Here is an 18,352-nt window from a genome sequence, read left to right as displayed (position 1 = left end):
ATAGCCTTAGCGTTAGCCAACGCCTACTTATCGGGGGCTGGTTCAGCGGGCGGGAAAAATGGCGGTGGTTCAGCAGGCGGATTCGCGGGCACACCGCCGTTAAACGGCGGCGGGTTGGCATTGCCAGGTCCGCCTGGATTGGGGTTGGGATTGGGATTAGGATTTGCCCCAGGATTAGGGTTGGGATTGGGGTTAGGATTCGCCCCAGGATTGGGGTTGGGGTTGGGATTCGCCCCAGGGTTGGGGTTGGGGTTGGGATTCGCCCCAGGGTTGGGATTGGGATTAGGGTTGGGATTGGGATTAGGATTCGCCCCAGGGTTGGGATTGGGATTAGGGTTAGGGTTCGCCCCAGGGTTGGGACTGGGACTGGGGTTGGGGTTAGGGTTCGCCCCAGGGTTGGGACTGGGATTGGGATTAGGATTAGGATTCGCCCCAGGGTTGGGATTGGGATTAGGATTCGCCCCAGGGTTGGGGTTGGGACTGGGACTGGGACTGGGGTTGGGCCTGGGGTTGGGGTTCGCCCCAGGATTGGGATTGGGGTTAGGATTCGCCCCAGGATTGGGGTTGGGGTTGGGATTAGGGTTAGGGTTCGCCCCAGGATTGGGGTTGGGGTTGGGATTAGGGTTAGGATTCGCCCCAGGATTGGGGTTCACTCCAGGGTTTCTACCTGGATTGGGGGTATCGCCACCTATGATCGCCGGCGCTTCAACACCTTGGGGGGGAGTAATGGTGGTGACTAGAGAATTGCTGGGCGTAAGCACAACACTAATCGGCGACAGCGGTGACACCCCAACCTCAGCGGGAGACAGCAGCCAGGGCTGCTCACTGGCGATCGCGCTAGAGGCATCCATGCCAATGAAAGCAGGATTCAGGGTGATGCCCTCCGAAAAAGGCGCTTGCTCTGCTAAGGCTTCGAGGGTTTCTTCGCGCACTCGCTCTAGGGCAGGCCCCAGGGGCGACTCAGCATTGGGGTTGTCTAGCTCTAACCCATCGACCAAAGGACTGGTCTGGTAAAACTGCGGTAAGTCAAACTCGACCACCTGCACCTGATTATTTTGAATCAGGGCCATTTGCCCGCCATAGAGGGAGTATTCTCTGCTAGTGCAGGTTTCGTCACCACCTGCGCCACAGCCACTCGCGGTAATGGTCATCGGCCCAGTAGGGTTGTTGGTCAGAGCCATCACCAAGGTGAGGTCGCGTTCAGGAATGTAGCGCACCACCACCGCTGACCCCTGAATACCGGTAACCGCACTGGGGGTTTGTATATTGGTGCGTCCCTGCCCTGGCGGAATCAGCAGCAAGACGGTGCCGTTGGTCAACCGAAAGTTGCGGGTGTTGGGCACAAACCGAAAGGTCGCCCGCTCACCCACCCGAGCCAAAGAACCGTCGTTAAACCGCAAGTCGGCTTGGGACGCTGGGGCCGTGCGGAGAGCATCGCCGGCGGCTAAAAGGTCTGCCATGCGAGCCGGTCGAGCGGTTCGACCGCGGGGCAATAGCTCAACCCGATTCCGCAGTGCAGCTACCTCAGCTCGGGTGAGGGGCACGCTGGCTTGGGCTGGCAAGCCCAGCAGGGCAGTGGCAATGAGCGAAACTAGCCCCACGGCTCCAGAGACAACGCGCCCTTGGTTTCGACGGGCAAATTTGCTGACGTTCAGCATGGCATAACCGCAGTAACAGCTCGTTGGTCTCTAGGTCTTGATAACGTGATAGTGGTAGATAGACGGGTCAACTGGCATTCTTGCAAGATGACTACCGAAGTCAGGTACAGAATCCGTACCGCAGCAGCCTATATATAATCTACGTATATTTACTAGTCCTGTAATAACAGATCCATAAGGAAGGTATAAAGTTCCTGAAACAGGATTTACTGTACCTTTACGTTTACATTACTTAACGAAATGATGACGTGGGTTTGTTTACAGGGTTAGGGGGGCAAGCGGCTCGATAGCGGGATCGTGACCGCCGATTTGGTTGGTGCGCAGTACCCATAGGGCCGCGCCATGGCGCAGACAGAGTTGAGTTATGGTGTCACTAGCTTTACGCGGCAGCATGGTGCGCCAGCTCAGCAAACCCCGCCCCAGGGTTTTAAGCGGGTAGTCGGAGAGATTACTGCCAAGGGATTCATGTTCGTGAGCCCAATCAGCGCGGGCACTGCCTAAGGGCAATAGCTGGCGCTGAATGTCTCGGCGCAGTTTTAGCAACTGCTGAAACTGCTGGGCTTGGTGGGGATTGTCGGCTTCCCAGGCTTTGAGAGTGGCTCGATGGGCTAGGACTGAGGCCTCTAGATGAGCGGCACTGGCATACATGGCTTGGTTTGAGTCTTGGGCGCAGTTGTTGGCTGGGCCGACGTAGGTAACGCCAGTGCCATCACCGGTACGGTAGCGGGCCGTCATCAGTTCTAGCTCTATGCGGAGGTCGTCAAGGGCGGCCCAGGGAACACCCTTGAAGTCGAAGGGTTCGGTATAGGCAGGGAGTTTAATTAGGATGTCGGATACGGGCCGAGTGCCCATAAACCCCCACTGGCGATCGCCCATATACAGCGACCAATCGAGGGTGCCTGCAATCAGCCCGCGCCGGTTGTGGGTATAGACCTGGTGGTAATGAATGTCAAACTGAAGCTCTTGGGTGAGAGGTTCACGCACCACAGTGGCGATGCCGTAGGCAAAGTGGCCAAAGTAAATCGGCCCTTTGGCGGCGGGCTCGCGCTGTTCGCCACCAATGCCGCCATAGACATGCACCAGCAGAGCCTGGTCGCCTAGCTGCCACTGAGCGATCGCCGCCTGGGCATCCTTCGCTTTGGGGTCAATCAGCACTGACTCAGTGGTGCCTTTTTTGGCCACTAAATTGGCCCACGACTCACGGCGCAGGTATTGTCGTCCTTGACGGGCGCTAGTCACAATGTGATCGGGCCGCAGCTGAAACAGACAGCGGGGCCGCAGGGCCTGCACTACAAACTCGCCGTCATGGGCCTGAGCGCCGTGGATATACCAGCCAGCGGTATTGAGGAGCGATCGCTCCAGATCGCGATTAGTCGAGGGGGCAATGCCATCTCCGTCGGGTATCACCAGCGGCAGCCGCACGGTTTCTTGAAAGCCATCAAAGGCTTTCGTCGCCGGGTTGTAGTGCACCACTCGATAGCGTTCCAGACCTTCCTCTACAGGACCGAGAAACTGCACCAGGGCGTAGTAAAGTCCTGCAATTTGGATCGGTTCGTGGGCGATCGTGAGGGTGAGTGGGTGACGCTGGTTGGGGCCTCGGTCGAAGCCCCCCCCAACGCTGACTGGGTCGGGCAGTTTAACGATGACATCGTCGACGGGGCGGGCTCCGGCCAGCGATTCAAGGGGAGTGACCAGTCGCCAGTGGTTGAGGCGGGTAGGCAAAATTAGCCCCTGGCGGTGCGAGTCTTCGGCCTCGGCACTGAAGTGAATGTCGCGGCTAACGGTCTGCAAGCGTTGGTTGAGGTCCTTAGGATATTGCCAGCGCAGCAGCACCCGCTGCCCCAGCCAGTCTCGGTAGGCGGGCGGTGTATGCAGCAGTTCTAGCCACACGCCATCGAGGTCGGCGCGCTGGTCTAGCTCAGGTAGCACCAGTCGCCCTAGCCATTGGCCCACGGGGCGATACTCCGGTGCGGCCAAGGTTTGCTGCACCAGGTAGTAGCTGGGGTGGTTAAAGGGAGCAGCTTGAAAATGGTAGTAGTTACCGAGGTTAACCACCTGAATTTTTTGTAAGTCGAGGTGTTGGCGCAGGTCACCGACCAAAATATCGAGGGTTAGGTCTAGGGTCTGTTGCAGATGACTACGACCATCAGGTAAAAAGGCTTGGTCGTCGAGCACACCACCGGGCACCTGGTGACGCACTGGGCCTAGGGAAACCAGGCTGATTTTGCCTTTACGCTTGGCTCGGTTCCAGTAAGACAGGGGCGCGATCGCCCAGCGGCGAGGAAACATAATTGGCCCCAACCGTTCGACTCGGTCTTGGGTACCTACCAAGTGGTAAAGCTGCTCGGCCTCTAGGGCGCGACTGTTGCCGCTGATCACTCCGGCCAACGAGATTACCTCTATGGGTGCCCCTAGCGCCTGTTTAAGAAAGGGCAAAATGCCCATAGCAATCTGCCCGCCGCCGCTGTAGCCAATTAGGGTGAGGGGAATGCCGCCGGTCGGAGGGTAGCCCTGACGGATGAGGCTTTCGTACACCCGCTGGGCAACACCCTGATTATAAATGGGCCCAAAGCGCTGGTCGGCGGAAACCGCCACGATCAAAATATTACGCAGGTTGATAATCATTCCCACCCAGGGGCCAAGCCGCTGGGTCAGGGCTTCTATGCCGCGCCAGAAGAAGGCCAGGGGCCGGTCTTGGGTGAGCGATCGGTTGAGTACCGAGTAAGGAATCAGCCCCTTGACCAGAGCAATATCGGCGGGCAACTGGTCGCTCAGATGATCGAGGTAACGGGCCACGGTGGGCTGGTAGTCGGCGGTGGCCTGGTTAATGCCGTCGAGGTAAACAATAAACCGCCGCCGGGGCGAGGGGGTGGCGACGGGGTCGTTCAGCCGCTCGGGGTGGCGGGTATCGACACCGTCGCCATACCAGCCAGCCCACCAGCCCAGGGCCTCTAGGGGAGCGAGCATGGCCGCCACCACCAGGGCGATCGCCCCAATCCAGAGCAAGTCAGCCAGCCAGCGGGCCGTGCGGCTCTGACCATGCCCGGTGGTGATCATGGCCCGCAGGGGCTCTAGGCTGAGGGCGACCACCAGCGCCAATCCTGCCAACCCTACATAGATGCCCAGTAAGGTCAGCTGCCGCGATGCCAAGATCGATCGCCGCGAGAAGCGACGGGGGGCAATATCTGCCAAGGTCGATGGCGACAGATCAGAGGACGGCGGCGGGGTTAAACCAGGCTTAGGGGGCGAGGGCAGGGGAGGGAGGCTCGTGGCCGCCGATGAGGATCGCTTGGCGATCGATTCCGCTGGGTTTGGCCCCAGGGGATTGGCGGCAATCAGGGTCTTGAGCTGACCCCGGTTAATCACCAGCTTGACTCCGGCTGTATGGTTAGCTAGCCAGCGGCCCAGGTTAACAATTGGCTGTCCCACGGTCTGTTGAAGCACTAGCAGCACTACCCAGCCCAACCCGACGTGGCCCATTGCCTGAGGGGCGCTGAGGTTAGCCAACACCGCAAACCCCACCACCACCGCCAGCAAGTTCCAGACCCAGAGCAGCCGCAGAACGGGCACTCCTAGGTAGGGCATAGCACCCAAAAAACTAAACACCAGCGGTAAATAACTAAAAGCGAGGGCGTCGGTCACCGCCTGCCAGCTAATCGACTGTTCTAGAAACCAGCGGCTAGCCAGCCAGATACTCAGCGCCCAAAACAGATAGCCTGCCACGAACAGCAGCGCCGCCAGCACCAGACTGAGCACAAACCGCAGAGGCTTGACCTGGTTAACAAACAAAATAATGCTTTGGGCCACCGCCTGGGAAAACCCTGCCACGAACACCACCACCAGGGCCAGGGCGTCTACGGTATCGTCTGGAAACTGGCGCAGGGCTAGAAAGGCCTCAGGGCTGAAGCTCAAAATACCTGCTAGGGCCTGCCAGAGGGTTTCAAAGGTCGGTTCAATCATGGGTGAGAGAGGGTCGCCGCCGCCTGTTTTAAGGGGACTAGCAGGTCTAGGGGCAGGTGCAGTTGGTTGAGAGTAGCCGGGGCCGGGGCTTTGCGATCGCGCTTGCTGTTTTCTGCTGGCCCATGGTAATCGCTGCCGCCGGTCATCACCAGATTGTGGCTGCGGCAATAGTCTTCTAGCCGCCGCACATCGCTAGGGCTGTGGTGAGGATGGTAGACTTCGACCCCCATCAGCCCGGCATCGACTAGCTGGGGCAGCAGGGCCGTCACCGTTGATCCCTTAAACAGGTGCGGGTGCGCCCACACCGGTACTGCACCACAGTCGCGCAAGAGCTGAATGCCCTCAGCCGCCGAAAACTTTTCGTACTGCACAAAGACGGGGCCGTGATCGCCCAGCCAGCGATCAAAGGCCTCTCGTTTTGACTCGGCGTGGCCCGCCTTAACCAGTGCCGCCGCCAAGTGGGGCCGACCAGGGGCCATATTGCCCCCCATGGGCGGCAGTTCGATGGGATAACCCAATTCGCCAAGCTTATCGACCATGTGTTGGGCACGGCGGCGGCGACCCGCCAGGCGCTGGCTGAGGGGTGGCTCAAGGGCCGTGCGGTTGGGATAAAAGCCCAAAATATGGAGCGATCGGCCCCCTTCCACCGTGCTCAGCTCTACCCCCGGCACCACCTCCAGGCGATCGCCAGCCGCCAGCTCTGCCTCATCCCACCCAGCTAGGGTGTCATGGTCGGTGATAGCCAGCGCCCGAAGTCCCGACTCTAGGGCGGCAGCGACTAACTCCGTCGGCGTCAGGGAGCCGTCTGAGAAGGTGGTGTGACTGTGCAGATCGAGCATGATTTATGGCTAAAACAGACTAAAAGCAAGCTTGTGACTCGGTTCTCCCCGGTGGTGGGCAACGCCACAGCGGTTGGTCTTGGCAGGTAAACCCTGGCATCTGCTGGCCATCGCCTCAGGTCGGGGTGGGAGTTAGGCCTAGAGAGAACCCTCTAGAGAGAACACTACTGCTCTATTGTGCCGTATGGCCCTGGTGAAACCGCCGCTGTGGCCTGGTCAATGGCCCGTTCTACCCGAGCTTTCGCCTTTTCGTCGAGCACCAACCAGTTGATTTCGCCGTCCTCAAACAAAAGCGCGGTATCGACCGCAACCGGCTGTTGGGGGTGGTAGTGGTCAAAACAGACCTCAAAGCACAGTTCCCACAGATCAAGGGTAGCGGTGCGAGTGGGTGCAGCGGCGTCGCCCTGGGTCAGGCGCAGTTCGTAGGCCGGGGTAGGGGTGGGCAGCTGACTCAACTGCTGACGAATCACTTCGACCTGCTGGGGGGATGCTCCTTCGAGCTGAGCGGCCAAATCGCGCACCTGCTGGCGCTGCTCAGCGGTGGCAGTGCCCGGCCAGCGCACCTGCTCTAGGTATTCGCTGCGCCAGTCGAGGGTTTCAGTGTGCTTGCGAATGTTGTCAACGACGCGAATCAGGCAGGGCTGCATGAGCTGGGCGGCCTGGGTCTCGTCGGCGGGGGTGGCAAAGGTTAGCATGGCGGCTGTGGCAGCATAGAAAGCAATTCACTCTTGAGGATATATGCCCCTGCGGCCTTTCCATAACCCCGGTGCCGGGTTTGAATATCGTTTGAGGGTAGCGCTGGCCTTGGCCGCCGTGGCGCTGTTGGGTGTGTTAGTAATTCGGCTGCTGCTGCCCTGGCTGGTGCTAGGGGGTATCGTCGGCGGCGCGGTGTGGGGTTGGCGGCGACAGCGGGCGCGGCAGCGGGCTCTCCACCAGCTGTTCTATGACCAAATTGCAGCGCACCAGGGCCGCATTAGTGTGCTCGATTTTGCGATCGCGGCCCAGCTAACCGGCAGCGAGGCCCGCCAATTTCTCGACCAGCGGGCCAAAGACTTTTGGGGCGACTTTGAACCCACTCCAGGCGGGGATGTGCTCTACACCTTTCGCTCCTGGAGCCAGACCACAGCAGACCCCGCCCCCACCACGACCCCAGCGATCGCCCTTTCGCTCACCGCCGCCGCCCTCGCCCAGCGCCTGGGCTGTACCGAAGCCGATCTGGCGATCTACCGTGCTACCCCTGATTTGTCTGCCTGGAGCCGCGATCGCGACCCCGATGGCTGTGGCTGGCGATATGACCAAGGGAGCGATCGGTATTGGCCGGTGGGTTAGGGTGGGGTGTTGGGTAAACGGTGGAAGGGGCAAGGTGCAGTGGAAGGTGGAAGGTGCCAGGTGGCAGGTGTAAGCGGTGAATGGCGCCAGGTGCAGGTGCAAGGTAGAGCCGCAGACCGTAAACCGCAGACCGTAAACCACAAACCGAAACCATAAATCTTTGGCCAAATCCTTTACAAAGTGGCCACCGTTTCTGACCATAGTGTAGGTCTTTTACCGCAGACCCTTTCGCAATCAACTCTTTTACCAGGCATTAGGAACAGGTATCTATGGAACGCACTTTTTTGATGATCAAGCCCGACGGCGTGCAGCGCGGCCTGGTCAGCAACATCATTGGTCGGTTTGAAACCAAGGGTTTTAAGCTGGTGGGCATGAAGTTCATGGCCGTCTCCCGTGAGCTAGCGGAGAAGCACTACGACGTGCACCGCGAGCGCCCCTTCTTCGCCGGACTGGTCGATTTCATTACCTCTGGCCCCGTGGTGGCCATGGTATGGGAAGGCGAGGGTGTGATCGCCTCGGCCCGCAAAATTATTGGTGCCACCAAGCCCCTAGAAGCTGACCCCGGCACCATTCGCGGCGACCTGGGGGTCACCGTAGGCCGCAACATTATCCACGGCTCCGACGCGCCCGAGACGGCCCAGTCCGAGATCGCCCTGTGGTTTGGCGACAGCGAACTGGTTAGCTGGGAACCCGCTGCTCAAGGCTGGCTCTACGAATAGACCCGAGCCTAGAAACCGGGCTTCTCGGCCCAGCCCTTGGGCCTAGGCAAACGCCCCGCTAGAAACCGGTTTCTGGTCTTCTCACATCCTCGTTCCCACCCTCTATGGGGGAAGGCTACCCTGGCGCTCCTGCGTCCCAATCTCAAAGACGCTGGAGCGTCTGATGGCACGTTCCGACGCTCTAGCCTTGGGAAGATGAGGTGCCTTTAACTGTTGGTTTAGCCACCCGATGAATGAGCAATTAGCCATTCCCCTACGCTCTCAGTGACCATGCCAAGAACCGGCTGACTGAGCGAAAAATTGATTTGCAATGGGTTGCGCTAACCCTAATGGAACCGTCTCTACTCGAACCTCATCCAGACGATGCCGATTGTCAATGCGCCTATCGAGAGTTTCCAGAAGCAGAAGGGCGAGTCTTGAAGGTTGTCTATAAATGCGGTTACCAAGCCTTAGCGCGTGGTGACGGTTCACTTCGATCGGCGGATGCGAGGCAGACTATGAAGATCCAGTTCGACTCAGAGGCGGATGCCCTGTATCTGCGGTTCCTAGAAGAGGAGGTGACGGACTCGGAATCGATTGAAGCTGATGTGGTGTATGACTATGATGCTAAGAATCAGGTCGTTGGAGTTGAACTGCTACGAGTTAGGGCAAATTTGCCCAACTTGGCCACCAAGGCACTTCCCTTTAGAAACCCTGGGCAGCAAGTTGAATTTTTGAGCTTTTTAGAAACTTTGGCAGATGCAGACCTGCGGTCAAAGCTTTCGTTTGCCAAACAGATTTTGCAGAATCAGCACATTTTTCTACAGAGCGCATGACCCTTGCGATCGCCGCCGTCCAGACCCCGCCCAGAACCGAGCCCTCTAACTAACTCCGAACCTTTCACCACCCCAATGACGAGCCGTTATTGGGTCACGCCCCGCAATACCGCTTCGCCGTTGATAAACTCTAGCCCGTCGAGGGTGAGGCCCGCGTGGGGCAGGGCTACGTTAATGCGCTCATTCAGCTGGGCGGGGCTGATGCCCGTAAGCCGAGAGACATCCTCTAGGGATAGATTAACCCGGCCAATCTGCACGCGGGTGTCGTTGCTCAGCACCAAGCGGCCATTGTCGATCTGGGGACTGCCCTCAATGCCAACGTAGAGGGGGCGATCGCCCAGCATGGGGATAGTATTAAAGGCAGTTTCGAGAGCCTGGCGGGCCTGGGGAGGCAGCGCCTGGGTGGGGATATCGGCAGGGTTGACAACCATGCCTCCGGCGACGCGATCGCCGCTAATCGTCGCGTTAAGGCTCCTAGTGGCAGGCAAAAACGGAGCGGCCTGGGGAGTCTGGGCGATGCCCTCGGCCAGCAGCTGAGTGAGTTCGGCCTCGGTGAGCGAAATCTCGACCCGGTTGTTGTCGCCATAGCGCACTCCCTGGCCACTGGCTAGCTTGGCTCGGAGCAGGTTGCTGTTACCAGTGCTGACATCGGCCACAGCGGTATCGGCCCCGCTGGTGCTGTACCAGGTGGGCAACGCCGTGGCCCGGTTCCAGTAGAACGCAGTGGCTGCAACGGCCCCCGCCGAGAGGCCGACCACCAGCGATAGGGTGAGTACCACAATCTGTTTTGCCCGCATCTCAGATAGCCCTCTCTACTCCTGTCGAGCCAGTGTAGCTCAGCAATTCTACGCTAGCAAAAACCTGTGTGGCGATTGCGGTAAACGCCCTAAAGTGGCCTATCGTTATAGGTGCAAAGACGGAGAGAATACCGGCATGGGCACGATACATGGGGGAATCCGCAGGGTGACAGCCCTCGGACGGCGGCTTGTCGCTCTAGTTGCGATCGCACTACTCACCTTCACCACCGCCAGCTGCGCCAAGCCCACTCAGCCCACCGAGCTGATCTCAGAGCCGACCCCCCAGCCCAATCGCCTCACGGGGCAAATGGCCGAGGTCTCGCCCCCCGCCGCCCTAGAGACCCTCAAGCAAATTATTGACGCCTACACCCCCCAGGTGCGCATTCTCAGCCCTCGTCCCGGCGAGGTGCTCAACGACACCACCGCCGCCGTGCGGCTCCAGGTGCGCGGTCTACCGCTGTTTAGAAACGATGACTGGCAGCTCGGCCCCCACCTGCATCTCTTCATTGATAATGAACCCTACCAGGCTATCTACGACCTGAGCGAACCGATCACCTTTGAGGGGCTGTCGCCCGGCACCCACACCCTGCGCGTGTTTGCCTCACGGCCCTGGCACGAAAGCTTCAAAAACCAGGGAGCCTTCGACCAGCGCACCTTTCACGTAATTGCCCCCACTCCCCAGAACGAGCTAGATGCTAGCGCTCCGCTGCTCACCTACAGCCGCCCCCAGAGCAGCTATGGGGCCGAGCCGATCATGCTCGACTTTTACCTCACCAACGCGCCCCTGCACATGAGCGCCCAGGCCGATGCCAACGACGACCTCCACGACTGGCGCATTCGCTGCACCGTCAACGACCAGAGCTTTGTGTTTGACCAGTGGCAGCCGATCTGGCTGAAGGGCTTTAAGCCAGGCCGCAATTGGGTGCAGCTCGAACTGATCGATGATGCTGGCAACCCCATCGACAACCGCTTCAACAACACCGTGCGCATCATCGACTACCAGCCCGGTGGCACCGATACCCTCTCTCGTTTGGTGCGCGGCGAATTGACGCTCCAAGAGGTAGCGGGCATTATTGACCCCACCTACGTACCGCCACTACCAGAGCCTGCCCCCGTCAGCGAGCCGGAAGGTACAGCCACTGAAAGTGCTGAAGCGCCTGTGCCAGAAGTAGACGAACCACAACCAGAGGTAGCGCCACTCTCGCCAGCCGCCCCAGACAAAGCGCCAGCTCAGCCAAGCCTTGCCCCTGAAGAATTGCCAGATAAACTCACTGAGCCAGAGCCCACCGAGTCTGAGCCTGCCGAACCTGATACCGCTGAGAAAAGACAGCCGCCGGTTGATCTTGACGGTGAGCTTCAGCCCAACCCAGTGTTGCAGCCCGAACTACCCGTAGAGGAAGCACCCCCGGCGGCGATCGCCCCTGAAGCAGACGGCGCTGTCTCAGAAGATGACGTCGCTGAACCGACCGACCCCGCGCTGGAGGACGTGCAATCAGACCTTGAAGACTTGCAGGCAGATCTAGAGAACTTGCAATCAGACCTTGAAGAGGTGCAATTAGATCTGGAGAACTCACCAGAGGGCGCTACGGGCGTTCAAGACTCCCAGGGAAGTCCAGCAATTCCCCCTGCTTTAAATGCCCCGGAGGTCTTACCCGAGCCCATACCCCTGCGCCCTCAAAGCCCTAAAGACGCTGAACGATCTGCTAGCCCAGCGCCTGCCTCCAAGGGATTGATTGATCGCTTCAAGCAGTGGCGCAGTCAGCCAAGCCAGCCAGGCCCAATTTCCCCGGCCCCAACTTCACCGGCCCCCAACACACAACCTGACACTTTCGGGCGCGTTCCAGACAACAACCCCAGAGTGTTAGTTAACCCTGAGGCCGGTGAAGCGCTCGACAATGCCCCTGAAGCTATCGCCCCCGATTCGCCAGAGCCAGAACCTGACGTGGATGAACCATCGCCATCCCCTCTGCCCGGTCCAGACACCGATGTAGAGCCCTCGGAGGAACCATCCGTTGAGCCTCTCCCCACTGAATCGCCTCGGGTCGCCCCGCGATCGCCCCTGATGCGCGAGGTGCGCCCCTTTATCTAAGTTGTTGCTGACTCAAGGCCTACTTCACCAGTCTGAGGGTGAGAGGATAACGGTAAGCTATGCCTTCGTTGGCTTTGACCGCCGCCAAAATCACCAAAACTAGCCAGGCTAGGCCCACAACAATTGTGAGCAGAATCCCAACCACCACAAAAATCAACACCAACGACACCAGCATATAGATGGTCATGGAGATGTTGAAGTTAAGCGCCTCTTTGGCCTGGTCGTTAACAAACGACATTTCATCGCGCTTAACCAGCCAAATAATCAGGGGGCCGACAATATTGCCAAAGGGAATAACAAAGCCAGACAAAGCACTAAGGTGAGCTAACATGGCCCACATCCGCGATTCTGGGTTTGAGTCAAGCTGATTCATAGTTAGGTGACAAAAACGAGTGAATGTGCCGCCAACCTAACTCAAGAAGCAGGATAGAGTCTCTAGCCTGCTTACAAAATGTAGTATTCACCAGTGAAGGCCCCAGGACTCAGGCAGGTACTCAAGACTAAACCCCCACGCCCTGCGAGTTTGCGCAGAGCGTGGGGGTTAGAAAGAGTATGAGGGTGAGACCCTTAAGGCAACGTACGACCTTACTCTTCGTCGTCGTCCTCATCATCGCCGGGATAGACAAAGCTGGTAGACCGCCCGGTGAGCACAGACTTGCCTAGGGACAGCGCCTTTTGAGCTTGCAGTGCGCCAGTGCGCTTCCAAGTAGCGCGACGCTGGTCACGCTTTTGTTTGGAGGTTTTCTTCTTGGGAACCGCCATGACAGAAATAGTTAGTACTTCACAACCTTTCAACTATAGGGCAAGATGGCTGTTCTGCGCAATCTTGCCGTCACCCTCAGGTGGGATTAATCAATGACTAGATATCGGGAGGCCTCAAAGTACTTGGCCCACTGGGTAACATCGGGGCTGAGTCGCCACTCGCCGCGACTAACCGGCACCGTGAGAATGGGCACAGAGATACCCTGGTTGTCGCCAATGATGGTGACGATCACGTCGGTCATCAGCACATCGGCATCAAAACTGCGCTGAATGGCGGCGCGGGCAATAATCTCCGATCGCTGCACGAGGGTGTCAAAGCTTTCGCCCTGCTCGCGCACCAGGTAGAGGTTGACTCGCGATGTGTAGGCTTGGGCCACAGGCGGCATCACCAAGGTTGGTAGGGCCACGCTACCTAGGCCCATCAGCACGGCCAAGGTCAACCGTAGGCCCAGGGATGCTCTGCGGGGTAGCATGGTGCGTCCCTCAACGCTCGTCCCAGGGTGTCCGCTCAGAAAAGACATAGATTTCATAGCCGATCGCTCCAAGCATCCCTACAGGATGCCCCAAAAGTGCCTTAACCATAGCGACAGAGCCAACAATCGTCAATAAAGAATTGTCCTAGACCTAATCTCCTGGTTAAGCTTCCGTTTAGCTGTGCAGGCGCTACTATTGCAGGTGAATTTTTCATCTCTTTAGCTCAGCTCCTCCGGAGGCATTCGCAAGGCATGGCAAGCCACTGGCCCGTAATCGTCGGTATCAATCAGTATCAATCGCTTCAGCCGCTCATGTACGCCCAGTTCGACGCCCTCGAACTGCGGGATTTTTTGGTGAATGAGGTCGGCTTGCCTCCCCAGTATTGTTCACTGCTGAGCGACGTGTCGCCCATGGTGTACCAGGGGGCTGCGGCCCCGACCCAGGCAGTACTCTTGCAGCGGTTGGCTCAGAGCTGCGATCGCGCTGGCCCTGAAGATACGGTGTGGTTTTTCTTTAGCGGCTATGGGGTGCAGTGGCAGGGGCAAGATTACCTGCTGCCCATCGATGCCGACCCCAACCGCATTGAGCAGACCGGTATTTTAGTCGAGACTATGCTCCAGCGGCTGGCAGAGGGCAACCAGCGTCAGTCCATTGTCATGCTCGACATCAACCGGCCCCAGAGCGCCCTCAACCCGGCTCCCGGCAGCCAGGGGCTAGGGGCTCAGTCGCTCACCCTGGCCCAAGCCCTCAACATTCCCCTGGTGCTCTCCTGTCAGCCCGACCAGTTTTCTCAAGAGACGCTGGCGGTGCGCCACGGGCTGTTCACAGAAGCGCTGATCGAGGGCATGCGGTTCCACGGCTGCCTGACCTTGGCACAGGTGCTCGACTACCTAGGCGATCGCCTGCCCGAACTGTGTCAGCACCACTGGCGACCCGTGCAAAACCCTGTAGCCGTAGTGCCTCCGGGGCAGCAGCACGCCATGCTAGTGCCCTCTAGCCTGGTGGGGCAAATGCCCGTGGGGGTGCCGCCCGAGGCAGAGCCTTTACCTGACGCTCCCCCGGCCTCAGAGCTGCTTTTCCCAGAGGTAGGCGGGCCTTTACCGGGTGAGGCCCACGAAACGGATGTCTCCCCAGAACCTCTACGCCAAGCCCCCGACAATGGTGCACCCTCTCAGCCGTTGCCCTCTGCCGTTGCCCCTTTTCCCGATCTAGCGCCCGGCACCTTGCTTACAGTCACCGACCCGTCCACCGTGGCCAAGGTAGACCCCGAACCCAGTTCAATTCCCTGGCTGCGCTGGGGATTAGTGGCGGCTGGGTTGTTATTGCTGGGGGTGCTGTGGCGCAATCAAGATAGTTTTCTGGGGCAGAGCCCGGCTCCAGAGACGACTATTCCTCCGGTTACGGCCCCAGTAGAGCCAGATCCGGCAGAGCCAGACCCGGCCACCGATGCTCCCGAGCCTGGGGCTACCCCGGCAGGCGAATCATTGTTTCCAGGCGCAGTCAGCGGGGCCGAGGCCCTAGCCCGGGCTAGAACCGCCCTCGACCAGCGTCAGTTTGGTGAAGCCCTGAGCTGGTTGAACCAAATTCCTGAGGTAGAGCGCCCCGTTGACTATGATGCCCTGGTCACCCAGGCCGAAACCGGCTACGCCAATGCTGAATTGTCGGGCGATGCGGCCCTCAACCAGGCCCGCCGACTGATCGAGCCTGTGTCGGCCTCGCTGTTTAACGATGCCATTGAGCAGGCCCGCCAGGTGCCCGTGGGTGACCCGGCCTACGACCAGGCCCAGGTGAATATTGCCCGCTGGAGTCAGGTGATTTTAGATCTGGCCCTGGGCCGGGCAGCCTCCGGTGACCTGGAGGGAGCGATTAGCGCCGCTCGCCTCGTGCCTGAAGATCAGGGCGAAACCTGGGGCCAGGCCCAAAGCCAAATTCAACAGTGGGAGCAGCGCCAGGCCAACCGACGGCTGTTGCGAGAGGCCCAAAGCCTGCTACAGCCTGACCAGGCGACGTCGTTTCAGGCGGCGATCGACCTGGCCCAGCAAATTCCCCCCAACTACCCCGAGTCGCCGATCGCCCAAGATCGCATCGACCAGTGGAGCCGAGACATTTTGGCGATCGCCCGTGCCCGTGCCGCCGCAGGCGAATTTTCCAGCGCGATTTCTGCCGCTGGTTTAGTGCCAGCGGGCACCAGTGCCTACGATCAGGCTCAGGAGGAGATTCGGGGGTGGCAGGGGCAGTAGGGGAGTGGATGGGTGGATGGGTGGATGGGTGGATGGGTGGATGGGTGGATGGGTAGGGGCAAACGGTGTTTGCCCTGCTGTAAATTACGCCACCAGGCTCTCTAACCGGCTGACGGCGCGATCGACAATCTCTAGGCTGGCCTGCCAAAACTGTGGCTGGCGAATGTCTTGTTGAAGGTGGCGCTGCACGACCTTTTCCGCTGTCATGGTGCCGGTATCTCGCAGTAGCTGGGTATAGAGGTCATTGAACCCATCGCCATAGTGGTCTTTTTGGGCATAGATGCCCAGACTAAACAAATAGCCAAACAGGTAGGGATAGTTGTAAAAACTCAGTTCTGCGATCGAAAAGTGGAGCTTGCTAGCCCAAAACATGTCGTCATAGCTGGCCAGGCTGTCTTCATACCAGTGCTGCCAACTGTCACGCATCATGGTTTTGAGGTTGTCTGCAATCACAAAGCCCTGCTTGCGGGCCTCAACCAATGTTTGCTCAAAGCGAAACCGCGCGGGAATATTCAGTAAAAAGGTGGCGGCGGCGGTTCCTTCTTCCCAGGCAATGGCGAGCTTTTGTTCAGGGGTGCTGGCCTGCTCAAAGAGAGCGTCACGCACCAGCGTTTCGCCAAAAATGCTGGCGGTTTCGGCCAGAGTCATCGGGTAGAAGGTTTTGTAGCGGGGCAAATCGGCCATTACCCAGTTGTGCCAGGCATGGCCCAGTTCATGGGCTAGGGTCAGCACGTTATTCATACTGCCTTCAAAGGTCATAAAAATGCGGGGCTCTTTTGGCTCTGCAAAGCTGGTGCAGTAGGCCCCTGTGGCTCGGTTGGGGGTGGGGGTGGCATCAATCCAGCCCTTTTCGGCCATCATCACCGCAAAGTCACCCATGGCCGGGTTGAACTGGCGAAAGGCGTTTGCTACTAAATCAATCGCCTCGCTAAAGGAGAACCCAGCATCTTGGCTTGCTGACGGGGGTGGGGCAAATAAATCCCAGGGTTCCATCGTTTGGAGATCGAGCACCTTACCCATGGCCTTTAAGGCGCGTTGGCCAACCGATCGCCGCTGATAGGTGGTCTGCATCATGGCGTCGAGGGTGGCGCGATCGATGCGGCTTTGGTGGCAGCTTTTGTCGAGGTAGTGTAGCGGTCGGTGGTGCGATCGCTGCTTGGTTTCTTCTAGCCGCCAGCCGTTGATCGCGTTGAGAATGGCGGCCACCGTATCGGCACGGCTCTCCCAGGCGGCGTTGACACCGTGCCACGCCTCAGAACGCAGAGTGCGATCGGGGGAACTCAGCAGATTGAAGGCTTTGGCCAGCCCTACCGAGCTGCCGTCAACGGTGCACTGTAGCGTGCCCGATAGCTCGGTGTAGAGGTTACCCCAGCCCTGGAGCCCATTCACCGCCAGACCGGTGATCAGCTTTTCTTCTGCCAGACTGAGTAGCTGGTCGTTGAGCTGGCGCTGGTGCAGCAGCGAGAAGCTGATCTCTTCGAGCACCGGATCGGCAACTAGGGCCTGGATAAAAGCGTCGTTGACCCGCAATAGAAAAATATCCAGAGCTTTGGTAGCCTGGCTGATTTCGGCCCCTAGCTGTTGGAGGGTAGGTTTCCACTCGCTGGCTCTGGCATCGCGGGAGTCAACACTGAGCACCGACGAGATAAACGTGCGCAGATTGCCCAAGCGCTTAGACGTAGCGGTGCGCTGCTGGTGGGCAGCTCTAACCTGGGCCAGTAAAGGCTCAACCTGATCGGCGGGGAGAGAGGCCTGCTCGATGTGCTCGGCGAACGGGGCACAGAGGGTTGAAAGCGTGACAATTTCAGTCTTGAGGCTATCTACTGCGATCGCGATCTGAGGGTCGTCACTGCCGGTGTAAAAAGCGCTGTTATCCCAGGTGGATTGGAGATGAGGCATAGGGGCAATAGAGCGAAGAGGGTGCCCTTAGCTTAGCCAATCACCGACGAGCGATTGGCTAAATTTTGACGTTAGCGGCGTGCTTGACCCTACAGCTGGCTACCGTCTCTGTAGCCGTAGCCCCACCAGCAACATGCGATCGCAAACCGGCCGCAAAACGCTCGTATCGCCACAGTTAAGCCGCTGATCCTTTAGATTTAAGACATTATTTTGTCCATTATTTCTGTTTAGAGCCATGTTCACGCCCCCCCGCCACACCTCCCCCGGCCCTGGCCAAGAATCGGTGTGGGACTATCCCCGTCCGCCGCGCCTGGAAGATTCGACCCGGCGCATTCGCATTGTGTTCAACGGCGTGACCCTAGCCGACTCGCGCCAGGCCAAGCGGGTGTTAGAGACCAGCCACCCGCCCACCTACTACCTGCCGCCCGAGGATGTGCAGATGCAGTATTTTCAGCCGGTACCCCGCACCACCCTGTGCGAGTGGAAGGGCGCAGCCACCTACTTCACCATTGCCGTAGGCGAGGGGCAAAGCCCCACCGGAGGCCAACGCATAGCAGAACAGGCTGCCTGGAGCTATCCTCAGCCCACAGAAGCGTTTCAGGCGATCGCCAATTACATTGCCGTCTATCCCAGCCGGATGGATGCCTGCTATGTGGATGATGAACTGGTGCAGTCCCAACCGGGCGATTTCTACGGCGGCTGGATCACATCAGACATTGTCGGCCCCTTCAAAGGCGATCCTGGTACCTGGGGTTGGTGATTGTAGCCATC

15 protein-coding genes and 1 pseudogene are annotated in these 18,352 nt (G+C 59.1%); 7 read left to right on the top strand and 9 right to left on the bottom strand.

What is annotated here, in order from left to right:
• Positions 1 to 23: 23 nt before the first annotated feature.
• The 4 genes from RRF56_RS24435 to RRF56_RS24420 form a co-directional block, all read right to left on the bottom strand.
• Positions 24 to 1,658, bottom strand: a complete 1,635-nt coding sequence (locus tag RRF56_RS24435) for a FecR family protein (protein WP_317035757.1) — start codon at positions 1,656 to 1,658, stop codon at positions 24 to 26.
• 258 nt (positions 1,659 to 1,916) lie between these two features.
• Positions 1,917 to 5,618: a CAAX protease gene (locus RRF56_RS24430; RefSeq protein ID WP_317035756.1), complete on the bottom strand. Its 3,702-nt coding sequence runs from the start codon at positions 5,616 to 5,618 to the stop codon at positions 1,917 to 1,919.
• A complete protein-coding gene (locus RRF56_RS24425) occupies positions 5,615 to 6,457 on the bottom strand; it encodes a PHP domain-containing protein (protein ID WP_317035755.1) in 843 nt (280 codons plus the stop codon). The genes RRF56_RS24430 and RRF56_RS24425 overlap by 4 nt, the downstream gene beginning before the upstream one ends.
• A 164-nt stretch (positions 6,458 to 6,621) precedes the next feature.
• Positions 6,622 to 7,152 (bottom strand): hypothetical protein, encoded by a 531-nt coding sequence (locus RRF56_RS24420; RefSeq protein ID WP_317035754.1) that lies wholly within the window; start codon positions 7,150 to 7,152, stop codon positions 6,622 to 6,624.
• 43 nt (positions 7,153 to 7,195) lie between these two features.
• Between RRF56_RS24420 and RRF56_RS24415 the strand changes: the two genes are divergently transcribed.
• The 4 genes and pseudogenes from RRF56_RS24415 to RRF56_RS24400 all read left to right on the top strand — a co-directional run bounded on the left by RRF56_RS24415 (position 7,196) and on the right by RRF56_RS24400 (position 9,320).
• A complete protein-coding gene (locus RRF56_RS24415; protein ID WP_317035753.1) occupies positions 7,196 to 7,786 on the top strand; it encodes a hypothetical protein in 591 nt (196 codons plus the stop codon).
• A gap of 269 nt (positions 7,787 to 8,055) precedes the next feature.
• A complete protein-coding gene (ndk, locus tag RRF56_RS24410) occupies positions 8,056 to 8,505 on the top strand; it encodes a nucleoside-diphosphate kinase (RefSeq protein WP_317035752.1) in 450 nt (149 codons plus the stop codon).
• 272 nt (positions 8,506 to 8,777) lie between these two features.
• A pseudogene (locus tag RRF56_RS24405) lies at positions 8,778 to 8,930 on the top strand (DUF4258 domain-containing protein); the annotation flags it as partial.
• Between the two features lie 72 nt (positions 8,931 to 9,002).
• Positions 9,003 to 9,320, top strand: a complete 318-nt coding sequence (locus RRF56_RS24400; RefSeq protein ID WP_317038377.1) for a DUF2283 domain-containing protein — start codon at positions 9,003 to 9,005, stop codon at positions 9,318 to 9,320.
• 86 nt (positions 9,321 to 9,406) lie between these two features.
• Here RRF56_RS24400 and RRF56_RS24395 read toward each other — a convergent pair whose 3' ends face one another.
• Complete coding sequence (locus RRF56_RS24395; RefSeq protein WP_317035751.1) at positions 9,407 to 10,117, bottom strand: hypothetical protein; 711 nt, start codon at positions 10,115 to 10,117, stop codon at positions 9,407 to 9,409.
• Positions 10,118 to 10,253: 136 nt separating this feature from the next.
• On the opposite strand from RRF56_RS24395, the gene RRF56_RS24390 reads away from it, so the two are divergent.
• Positions 10,254 to 12,206 carry a hypothetical protein gene (locus RRF56_RS24390; RefSeq protein ID WP_317035750.1) on the top strand — a complete coding sequence of 651 codons (1,953 nt, stop codon included), beginning with the start codon at positions 10,254 to 10,256 and terminating at the stop codon, positions 12,204 to 12,206.
• 19 nt (positions 12,207 to 12,225) lie between these two features.
• On the opposite strand, the gene RRF56_RS24385 is transcribed toward RRF56_RS24390, so the two are convergent.
• From RRF56_RS24385 to RRF56_RS24375, 3 genes are all read right to left on the bottom strand, one after another.
• On the bottom strand, positions 12,226 to 12,579 hold the full coding sequence (locus RRF56_RS24385) for a DUF4870 domain-containing protein (protein ID WP_410510514.1): 354 nt from the start codon (positions 12,577 to 12,579) through the stop codon (positions 12,226 to 12,228).
• A gap of 212 nt (positions 12,580 to 12,791) precedes the next feature.
• Entirely contained in the window at positions 12,792 to 12,968 is a 177-nt protein-coding gene (rpmF, locus tag RRF56_RS24380) for a 50S ribosomal protein L32 (protein ID WP_317035749.1), read from the bottom strand.
• Between the two features lie 86 nt (positions 12,969 to 13,054).
• A complete protein-coding gene (locus RRF56_RS24375) occupies positions 13,055 to 13,441 on the bottom strand; it encodes a hypothetical protein (protein WP_317035748.1) in 387 nt (128 codons plus the stop codon).
• Positions 13,442 to 13,693: 252 nt separating this feature from the next.
• Here RRF56_RS24375 and RRF56_RS24370 point away from each other — a divergent pair, with 252 nt between their 5' ends.
• A complete protein-coding gene (locus RRF56_RS24370; RefSeq protein WP_317035747.1) occupies positions 13,694 to 15,682 on the top strand; it encodes a caspase domain-containing protein in 1,989 nt (662 codons plus the stop codon).
• A gap of 84 nt (positions 15,683 to 15,766) precedes the next feature.
• Here RRF56_RS24370 and RRF56_RS24365 read toward each other — a convergent pair whose 3' ends face one another.
• Entirely contained in the window at positions 15,767 to 17,581 is a 1,815-nt protein-coding gene (locus tag RRF56_RS24365) for a M3 family oligoendopeptidase (RefSeq protein ID WP_317035746.1), read from the bottom strand.
• Positions 17,582 to 17,816: 235 nt separating this feature from the next.
• Here RRF56_RS24365 and RRF56_RS24360 point away from each other — a divergent pair, with 235 nt between their 5' ends.
• Positions 17,817 to 18,341, top strand: coding sequence for a DUF427 domain-containing protein (locus RRF56_RS24360; protein ID WP_317035745.1), 525 nt, complete (start codon positions 17,817 to 17,819; stop codon positions 18,339 to 18,341).
• Positions 18,342 to 18,352 lie beyond the last annotated feature (11 nt).

Source organism: Nodosilinea sp. E11, from assembly GCF_032813545.1.
In the GTDB taxonomy this organism is placed as follows: domain Bacteria; phylum Cyanobacteriota; class Cyanobacteriia; order Phormidesmidales; family Phormidesmidaceae; genus Nodosilinea.
Note: the sequence above shows the minus strand (reverse complement) of the source record. Positions and strands in the feature narration are given on the sequence as shown.